This is a genomic window from uncultured Amaricoccus sp., from assembly GCF_937858865.1.
GTDB lineage: Bacteria > Pseudomonadota > Alphaproteobacteria > Rhodobacterales > Rhodobacteraceae > Amaricoccus.
Map to the genome: position 1 here is coordinate 1 of NZ_CALLYO010000431.1, position 8,495 is coordinate 8,495.

General features: G+C 71.9%; 7 protein-coding genes and 1 pseudogene. 4 read left to right on the forward strand and 4 right to left on the reverse strand.

Features of this window, described 5'->3' with window-relative positions; genetic code table 11:
- Positions 1-649 (reverse strand): annotated as a pseudogene (locus tag Q0112_RS12790) (mandelate racemase/muconate lactonizing enzyme family protein); the annotation flags it as partial.
- Complete coding sequence (locus Q0112_RS12795) at positions 646-1,722, reverse strand: alcohol dehydrogenase catalytic domain-containing protein (protein ID WP_324564118.1); 1,077 nt, start codon at positions 1,720-1,722, stop codon at positions 646-648. The gene Q0112_RS12795 and the pseudogene Q0112_RS12790, both read right to left, overlap by 4 nt.
- 129 nt (positions 1,723-1,851) lie before the next feature.
- Here Q0112_RS12795 and Q0112_RS12800 point away from each other — a divergent pair, with 129 nt between their 5' ends.
- The 3 genes from Q0112_RS12800 (at position 1,852) to Q0112_RS12810 (ending at position 6,314) form a co-directional block, all read left to right on the forward strand.
- Entirely contained in the window at positions 1,852-2,073 is a 222-nt protein-coding gene (locus tag Q0112_RS12800) for a hypothetical protein (protein ID WP_297975881.1), read from the forward strand.
- 44 nt (positions 2,074-2,117) lie between these two features.
- Positions 2,118-5,570: a DNA polymerase III subunit alpha gene (gene dnaE / locus Q0112_RS12805; protein ID WP_297975884.1), complete on the forward strand. Its 3,453-nt coding sequence runs from the start codon at positions 2,118-2,120 to the stop codon at positions 5,568-5,570.
- Positions 5,571-5,651: 81 nt separating this feature from the next.
- Complete coding sequence (locus Q0112_RS12810) at positions 5,652-6,314, forward strand: GAP family protein (RefSeq protein WP_297975885.1); 663 nt, start codon at positions 5,652-5,654, stop codon at positions 6,312-6,314.
- 98 nt (positions 6,315-6,412) lie between these two features.
- Here the strand turns inward: Q0112_RS12810 and Q0112_RS12815 are convergent, their stop codons facing one another.
- The gene (locus Q0112_RS12815; RefSeq protein WP_297975887.1) at positions 6,413-6,730 is read right to left on the reverse strand and encodes a DUF6280 family protein; all 318 of its coding nucleotides are present in this window, start codon (positions 6,728-6,730) and stop codon (positions 6,413-6,415) included.
- Positions 6,731-6,867: 137 nt separating this feature from the next.
- Entirely contained in the window at positions 6,868-7,698 is an 831-nt protein-coding gene (locus Q0112_RS12820; protein ID WP_297975889.1) for a lipo-like protein, read from the reverse strand.
- Positions 7,699-7,860: 162 nt separating this feature from the next.
- Here Q0112_RS12820 and Q0112_RS12825 point away from each other — a divergent pair, with 162 nt between their 5' ends.
- Positions 7,861-8,409: a sigma-70 family RNA polymerase sigma factor gene (locus tag Q0112_RS12825; protein ID WP_297975891.1), complete on the forward strand. Its 549-nt coding sequence runs from the start codon at positions 7,861-7,863 to the stop codon at positions 8,407-8,409.
- The last annotated feature ends 86 nt before the right edge of the window (positions 8,410-8,495 follow it).

Genomic DNA, 8,495 nt, shown 5'->3' on the forward strand with positions numbered 1-8,495 from the left:
CCGCCGGCGTGAACTGGCCGTGGGTGCCGAAGAGGATGTCGGCCCGGTCGCCCACCGCCTCGCGGATGCGGCGGCAGAAGAGGGCGGAGCGGTCGAGGTCGGCCAGCGTCGGCTGGTGGCCGCCGTGGATGGTGTAGGGGCCGGCGGGGTCGAACTTGATCGCGGTGAAGCCCATCTCCGCCATGCGCGCGGCGCAGGCAGCCGAGGCGTGCGGGTCGCCGTAGAAGCGCGCCGGATCCTCGCCCGGCCCAGGATAGAGGTAGGTGTAGCTGCGCAGCCGGTCGCGCAGCCGCCCGCCCCAGAGCGCCCAGACCGGCCGGTCATGCGCCTTGCCGAGGATGTCCCAGCAGGCGATCTCGAGCCCGGAGAAGGCGCCGATCACCGTCGGGTCCGGCCGCTGGCTGAAGCCGGCGGAATAGGCGCGCCGGAACATGAGCTCGACGTTCTCCGGGCTCTCGCCGGCCATGTGCCGGGCGAAGACGTCGGAGATCACCGCCCGCATCGCCTCGGGGCCGACGGTGGCGGCATAGACCTCGCCCCAGCCGGTGATGCCGTCGTCGGTCGTGAGCTTCACGAAGATGAAGTAGCGGCCGCCGAAGCCGGGCGGCGGGTTGCCGACGACGAGGATGTCGAGGTCGGCGAGCCTCATCCGAAGACGACCACGTTGCGGCGGGCGGCGCCCGAGCGGCTGGCGGCGATGGCGGGGTTGATCTCCTCGAGCCGCCAGCGCCCGGAGACGAGCTCGGCGAGCTTCAGTCGCCCGGCACGCCAGTGGCCGATCAGCCAGGGGATGTCGCGCGCCAGCACCGCGCGGCCCATGCGGGCGCCGGTGATCGTCTGGTTGAGCGCGGCGAGGCCGGTCGGGTCGTAGCCGACGACCGTGCCGGTCGCCGGCATCCCGACCACGACCAGCGTCCCGCCGGCCGCGAGATAGCCGGCGGCGGCGCCGATCGCCGAAGGCGCCCCCACGGTGACGACCGCGAGGTCGACCCCCCGCCCGCCGGTCAGCCGCCGGATCGCCTCGCCCGTGCCCTCGTCGGCCAGGACCCCGTCGGTCGCCCCGAACTCCGCCGCCGCGGCGAGCTTGCCGGGCAGCGGATCGACCGCGACGATCCGCCCGGCGCCGGCGATCGCCGCGCCCTGCACCGCGTTGAGCCCGACGCCGCCCGCCCCCACCACCGCGACGCTGGCGCCCGGCGCCAGGCGGCCGGCGTTGACGACCGCGCCGACCCCGGTGATGACGCCGCAGGCGAGAAGGCAGGCGAGATCGGCCGGCAGGTCCGCCGGCAGCGGCACGCACTGGCTCGCATCGACCACCACCGCCTCGGCGAAGGCGCCCGTGTTCATCCCCTGCGCCAGCACCCTTCCGGCGGCGTCCCGGAGCGGGCTTTCCCCCGCGTCCCAGGCGTGCGCGCAGGAGGTCGGCGCCCCGCCGGCGCAGGCCGGGCAATGCCCGCAGGCGCGGATGAGCGTCACCAGCACGAAGTCGCCGGGCGCGAAGCCCCTCACCCCCGGCCCGACCGCGGTCACCTGCCCGGCAGCCTCGTGCCCGTAGACCGCGGGCAGGGCCCCGCCCCAGGCCCCGTCGGCATAGGCGATGTCGGAATGGCAGATGGCGCAGGCCAGGATCCGGACCGCGACCTGGAACGGCCCCGGTGCGGCCAGCGTCACCTCCTCGACGGTCAGGGGCTGCCCAAATCCGCGGCAGACGGCGGCGCGCATGGTGACGATCCCGCTGGTTGGCCGCCGGCGAGCTTACGGCTGCCGACCCGCGCCGCAAGGGGCAATTGCCCTCGCCGCCCGCCGCGCCGAAGCCTATGCTTGGGGCGAGTGATTCAGGAGGTTCCGCGCATGTCCCGCACTACGCTCGCAGCCCTTCTCCTCGTCCTGCCGCTCGCGCCCGCCCTCGCCCAGACCGCCGGGCTGACGCTCGAGCAGGTCGAGCGGAAATACCCGCGCATGAGCCCGGTGCACATCCTCAAGTGCGACCGCGACGGCGACCAGATCTTCACCCGCACCGAGATGCTCTGCGTGGCGGGGATCTACGAGCAGATGTATCTCGACCGCCGCTGAGCCCCGGGCTTGCCGACCTCGCGCGCCGCGGCCTAGGGTCGCCCATGCCCGAGCCGCGATTCATCCACCTGCGCCTGCACTCCGCCTATTCGCTTCTCGAGGGCGCGATTCCGGTGAAGAAGCTCGCCGGCCTCTGCGAGGCGGCGGGGATGCCCGCCCTCGCCTTGACCGACACGGGCAACCTCTTCGCGGCGCTCGAGTTTTCCGAATCCCTCGCCAAGGCCGGCATCCAGCCGATCATGGGCTGTCAGCTCGCCCTCTCCCATGCCGAGCCGGCCCATCCCGGCGACAGGATCCCCGAGCCGGCGCCGATCGTGCTGCTGGCGCAGGACGCGGCGGGCTTCGGCAACCTGATGAAGCTCTCCTCGCGCAACTTCCTCGACTGCGGGGCGGCGCTGCCGCACATCACGCTCGCCCAGCTCGCGGATCATGCGGCCGGGCTGATCTGCCTGACCGGCGGCGCCGGGGGGCCGCTCGGGGCGCTGATCCGCGAGGATCATCTGCCCCGCGCCCGGGTGCTCGCCGAGGCGCTGGCGCGGCTCTTCCCCGGCCGGCTCTATGTCGAGATCCAGCGCCACCCGCTGAACGACGCCCCGCGCACGCCCCTCGAGGAGGCGACCGAGCCGGGGCTGGTCACGCTGGCCTACGAGCTCGGCCTGCCGCTCGTCGCCACCAACGACGTCCAGTTCCCGACCGCCGCGCTCTACGACGCGCACGACGCGCTGCTCTGCATCGCCGAGGGCGCCTACGTCGACCAGCAGGCGCCGCGCCGGCGGCTGACGCCCGAGCACCGCTTCAAGTCGCAGGAGGAGATGGCCGAGCTCTTCGCCGACCTGCCCGAGGCGGTGGCGAACACGGTCGAGATCGCCCGCCGCTGCGCCTTTCGGCCGCGCACCCGCAAGCCGATCCTGCCGCGCTTCGCCGAGGACGAGGTCGAGGAGCTGCGCCGGCAGGCGCGCGAGGGGCTCGAGGCGCGCCTCGCGGTCATCCCGCACGCGGCGGCGGCCGGGACTTACCGCGAGCGGCTGGAGTTCGAGCTCGGGGTCATCGAGGGGATGGGCTTCCCCGGCTACTTCCTGATCGTCGCCGACTTCATCAAGTGGGCCAAGGCGCACGACATCCCGGTCGGCCCGGGCCGCGGCTCGGGCGCCGGCTCTCTCGTGGCCTACGCGCTGACGATTACCGACCTAGACCCATTGCGTTACGGGCTTCTCTTCGAGCGGTTCCTCAACCCCGAGCGCATCTCTATGCCGGACTTCGACATCGACTTCTGCATGGACCGGCGCGAGGAGGTGATCGCCTACGTGCAGGAGCGCTACGGGCGCGACCGGGTGGCGCAGATCATCACCTTCGGCGCGCTGCTCTCGAAGGCCGCGGTGCGCGACGTCGGGCGGGTGCTGCAGATGCCCTACGGGCAGGTCGACCGGCTCTCGAAGCTGATCCCGGTCGAGGGGGTGAAGCCGGTCTCGATCGAGAAGGCGCTGGCCGACGAGCCGCGGCTGCGCGAGGAGGCGCGGAAGGACCCGCAGGTCGCGCGGCTGCTCGGGATCTCCGGGCAGATCGAGGGGCTGCTGCGCAATGCCTCCACCCATGCCGCGGGCGTCGTGATCGGCGACCGGCCGCTCGAGGAGCTGGTGCCGCTCTACCGCGACCCGCGCTCGGACATGCCGGCGACGCAGTACAACATGAAGTGGGTCGAGCAGGCGGGGCTGGTGAAGTTCGACTTCCTCGGGCTGAAGACGCTGACGGTGATCCGCAACGCGCTCGACCTTCTCGCCGCCCGCGGGGTGGTCGTCGACATCGGGGCGATCCCGCTCGACGATGCGAAGACCTACGAGGTCTATGCCAGCGCGCAGACCGTCGCGGTCTTCCAGGTGGAATCGACGGGGATGCGCACGGCGCTGCGGCAGCTCAGGCCGACCTGCATCGAGGACATCATCGCGCTGGTCGCGCTCTATCGCCCGGGGCCGATGGAGAACATCCCGAAGTTCTGCAACGTGAAGAACGGCCGCGAGCCGCGCGAGAGCCTGCATCCGACGATCGACGCGATCCTCGACGAGACGCAGGGGATCATCGTCTACCAGGAGCAGGTGATGGAGATCGCCCGCAAGATGGCGGGCTATTCGCTCGGGGGCGCCGACCTGCTGCGCCGGGCGATGGGCAAGAAGATCCAGGCCGAGATGGACGCGCAGAAGCCGCTCTTCATCGAGGGGGCGAAGGCGAACGGCGTCTCCAAGGCCAAGGCGGACGAGGTCTGGAACCTGCTCGACAAGTTCGCCAACTACGGCTTCAACAAGTCGCACGCCGCCGCCTATGCCGTGGTCAGCTACCAGACCGCCTGGCTGAAGGCGAACCATCCGGTCGAGTTCATGGCCGCGGTGATGAACTGCGACATCCACCTGACCGACAAGCTCGGGCCCTACCGGCAGGAGGTGGACCGGCTCGGGATCGCGGTGGTGGCCCCTTGCGTCAATCGCTCGGGCGCGACCTTCGGCGTCGAGGACGGGCGCATCCTCTATGCGCTCGGCGCGCTGAAGAACGTGGGCGTCGACGCCATGCGGCTGATCGAGGAGGAGCGTCGGGCGCATGGCCCGTTCGACGGCCTGTTCGACTTCGCCGCCCGGGTCGACCTGCGCCGGGTCGGCAAGCGGGCGCTCGAGATGCTCGCCCGCGCCGGCGCGCTCGACGCGCTCGATTCGAACCGCCGCAAGGTCTTCGAGAACCTCGAGCAGCTCATGGCCTGGTCGGGGGCGGTGCACGAGGACAAGGCGTCCGCCCAGGTCAGCCTCTTCGGCGAGGCGACGACGGCGCTGCCGCCGCCGCGCCTGCCGCAGCCGGACGACTGGTCGCCGATGGAGCGGCTGGCGCAGGAGCATGCCGCGATCGGCTTCTATCTCTCCGGCCACCCGCTCGACGACTATGCCGGGGCGCTCCGCCGCGAGCGGGTCCTCACCTGCGCGGAGCTGCACCGCAAGGCCGCCGGCGCCTCGCCGATGATCGCCCAGGTCGCCGGCACCGTGTCGGCGCTCGACCAGCGCAAGTCGGCCCGCGGCACCCGCTTCGCCTTCGTTCGCCTGTCGGACCCGACCGGGCTCTACGAGGTCCGCATGTTCTCCGACGTGCTCGACGTCGCGCGCGACCATCTCGAGCCGGGCATGAACGTCGTGCTGACCGTCGAGGCGACGCTCGAGGACGACGAGCTGAAGCTGCTGGCGCGGGCGGCGCAGCCGATCGACGTGGCGCTCGCCGGCGCCGCCTCGGCCGGCCTGCGCCTCTACCTCGACGACCGCATCGCCATGACCTCGCTGGCCAGCCGGCTCGCGGCGGTCGTCCGCGATTCGAACGCCCGGCGCCGCGGCCCCCTGAGCCTCGTGCTCATGCACCCCGAGCTCCCGGGCGAGGTCGAGATCGCCCTGCCCGACCCCTACCCGATGTCGCCGCAGGTGCTGAGCGCCCTCAAGACCGTCCCCGGCGTCGTGCACATCGAGGAGTTCTGAGCCGCTGGCGTCCGCGCCCGCCGGGCTATAGCGTAGCGGAGCCTTGCGCCCTGCCGCCTCGCCGAACCGGTCCGAACCCACGTGCTGTCCGCCGCGATCGCCGATCTCGTTCTGCTGGCCCTGGTGGCGGGGCTGAGCCCCTTTCCGCTCGTCGCGGCCGTCGTGGCGGCGGGGTCCGACGAACCGGCGACGGCCCCGGCCTTCGCCGCCGGCTGGGTCGCGGGGCTCGGCACCCTGGCCGCGGTCTTCTTCCTGGTCGCCGGCGAGATCGACCCGGGCCGCGCCGGCCCCGACGCCTGGGTGCAGATCCTCGCCGGCGCCGCGCTCCTTCTCGCCGCCGGCCTCAAGTGGCGCGGCCGGCCGCGCCGCGGTGCGCCGGCCGAGCCGCCGCGCTGGATGTCGCCGCTCGACGGGGCGCCGGCCTCCGCCTTCGGCATCGGCGCGGCGCTCGGCGGCGCCAACCCGAAGAATCTCGCCCTCGCGGCTGCCGCCGCGGCGACCGCGCATTACCACGGCCTCCTCGGCCTGCGCGCCGCACTCGGCGCGCTTGTCTTCGTCGGCGTTGGCTCCTCCACCGTCGTCGGCATCGTGCTCGCGGCCCGCCTCGGCGGCGCACGGACGGCAGGCCTGCTCGCCGCGCTGAAGCGGTTCATGCTCCGCTACAGCAACGTGATCACGATGGCCATCTGCGGCCTTGCCGGGGTCAAGCTGCTCTACGAGGGGCTCTCGATCCTGCTTCGCTAGCCGGCGGGATGCGCTCGTCCGGTCCGGAACACGACGCGGGTGCAACGAAAAAGGGCCCCGCCTCTCGGCGGGGCCCTTTTTGCCAGCTCGGGAGCGGATCAGGCCGCTTCCGAGCGCTGCGCCTGCTGCCGCTCGCTCTCCTCGCGGCTCAGCGCCACCGAGGTGCGAACGCCGCGACGCACGAACTCCACCATGCCCTTGACCGTACGCTCGTTGGGGTCGATCCCGGCGCACATCAGCACTTCTCGCCCGTCGCGCGAGCGCGCCCAGCGCGCGATGACGTCGGCACCGTTGCCATACTTCTTGTCGTCGGCGATGGCGTCGTCCAGCGCAGCCAGGACCACCGCGGCAAACAGCTTCTGCGCCCGGTGACCCTGGTCGTTGTTGAACGCCACATCGTCCACGTAATCAAACATTACGCCGTTCCTTCCTAAGTCCTGTCCGGGCGCACTATGGCGATTCAGTGACACGGGGTGGACTGCCGATTCCACATGGCCGACATGCACCGACCGTATACCGACGTCGACCCATATAGGCCCCTCGCGAACACGAATCAACAATCGTCAGCCGGAATCTTCCGCAACTGCGAAGGAATTGCCGATGGCGTCGGATTCTCGTCCGACCAGGTCAGTCCGCGGTAGTCGAAGCCGGTCTCCAGCGTCGGCTTGACCACCAGGAAATAGGGCGAGAGATCGAAGTCGCGCGGCGCGAACAGCGAATGGTGCCGGATGTGGAGGATTTCGCTGCGCTGCGAGCGCGCCAGCCGGTCGGCGCGGAATTCGCGCGTGATCACAGGCAGGATCGGATAGCGGATCCGCCCGAAGGCCTCGGCGATCAGCGTCGAGCAGATCGCCCGCGTCGGGTCGCCCGACCCGAAGGAGAGGAGCCGCCGCCGCCAGCGCACCGGCACCGGCGGCGTCGGCATGAAGTAGCGCATCATGTCGGTGATGTTCTTCAGGTCGTAGCTCTTGCCGAGGCTGGCCACCATGAAGTCGACGAGCCGCGCCCGGTCCTGCGGCGAGAGCCCGCTCGCCCGGCAGATCCGTGTGTTGTAGAGCTCGTACTTCGAGAGCGGCACGGCGATGCAGCCGTCGCCGAGGTTGACCTCGATCAGGCTGAGCGGCTCGCCGTCGGGCGTCACCCGCCCGAGCGCGTTGCCGACGTAGAAGGCGGCATGCGACCAGGTGGACTGGGTGAGATACTTGATCGCCACCGAGACGCGGCTGTTGCCCTCGACGAGCAGCACGTCGCCCGGCTGCAGCACCCGCCGCAGCGCCGCGACGTTGGCGTGGGTGAAGGGCCTCGGCCCGCGCACGGGCTGGTCGAGCTTCCGGGCGAGATAGCGGCCCAGCCGATCCGCCAAGGTGTCGCGCGCCGCCGTCATCCCGACCTCTTACAACCACGCACTCCGGAACGCCCCCTCGCGCCTCACCCTCGCGGGCCAAGCGCCCGGCGTCGGCTTCCCGCCGTTCCATGCTAGCATGGGCAGAGGTAAAATTTCCCGCATGCCGTAACGAAACGGCGAACGGCGGCGAACGGAGATCCGATGGGCCCCGCCGACGAGAGGCCGCTCGAGGGACTGCTGCGGGCCGCGAACCGGGGGGACGAGCGCGCCTATGCGGCCTTCCTGCGGGCGGTGGCGCCGATCGTGCGCGGGGTCGCCCGGGCGCGCGGGCCGGGGCTCGCGCCCGACGTGATCGAGGACATCGTGCAGGAGACGCTGCTCGCCATCCACCAGAAGCGCCACACCTGGCGCGAGGACCTGCCGGTCAGGCCCTGGCTCCACGCCATCGTGCGCTACAAGGTCGTCGACGCCTTCCGCGCCCGCGGCCGGCGCATCGAGCTGCCGATCGAGGACTTCGCCGCGGTGCTGCCGGCCGAGCCCGGGGCCGATCCCACCGAGCGGGGCGACGTCGAGCGGGTGATCGGCCGGCTCGACCCGCGCTCGGCGCGAATCGTGCGGGCGATCGGGCTCGAGGGGGCGAGCGTTGCCGAGACCTCCGCCGCGCTCTCGATGACCGAGACGGCGGTGCGGGTGGCGCTGCACCGGGCGCTGAAGCGGCTGGCGCGGCTGCGCGGGCAGATGATCGAATGAGGGCCGCCGCGTGAGGACCGACGATCTCATCCGCGCCATGGCCGCCGACCGCGCCCGGCCGCGGCCGCCGGGGGTGCTGCTCGCGG

What these genes read in the sequence shown, in the direction of transcription:
- Q0112_RS12815 (WP_297975887.1), bottom strand. Translation starts at nt 6,730, where the DNA reads ATGTTTGATTACGTGGACGATGTGGCGTTCAACAACGACCAGGGTCAC.
- dnaE (WP_297975884.1), top strand. Translation starts at nt 2,118, where the DNA reads ATGCCCGAGCCGCGATTCATCCACCTGCGCCTGCACTCCGCCTATTCG.
- Q0112_RS12795 (WP_324564118.1), bottom strand. Translation starts at nt 1,722, where the DNA reads ATGCGCGCCGCCGTCTGCCGCGGATTTGGGCAGCCCCTGACCGTCGAG.
- Q0112_RS12800 (WP_297975881.1), top strand. Translation starts at nt 1,852, where the DNA reads ATGTCCCGCACTACGCTCGCAGCCCTTCTCCTCGTCCTGCCGCTCGCG.
- Q0112_RS12820 (WP_297975889.1), bottom strand. Translation starts at nt 7,698, where the DNA reads ATGACGGCGGCGCGCGACACCTTGGCGGATCGGCTGGGCCGCTATCTC.
- Q0112_RS12825 (WP_297975891.1), top strand. Translation starts at nt 7,861, where the DNA reads ATGGGCCCCGCCGACGAGAGGCCGCTCGAGGGACTGCTGCGGGCCGCG.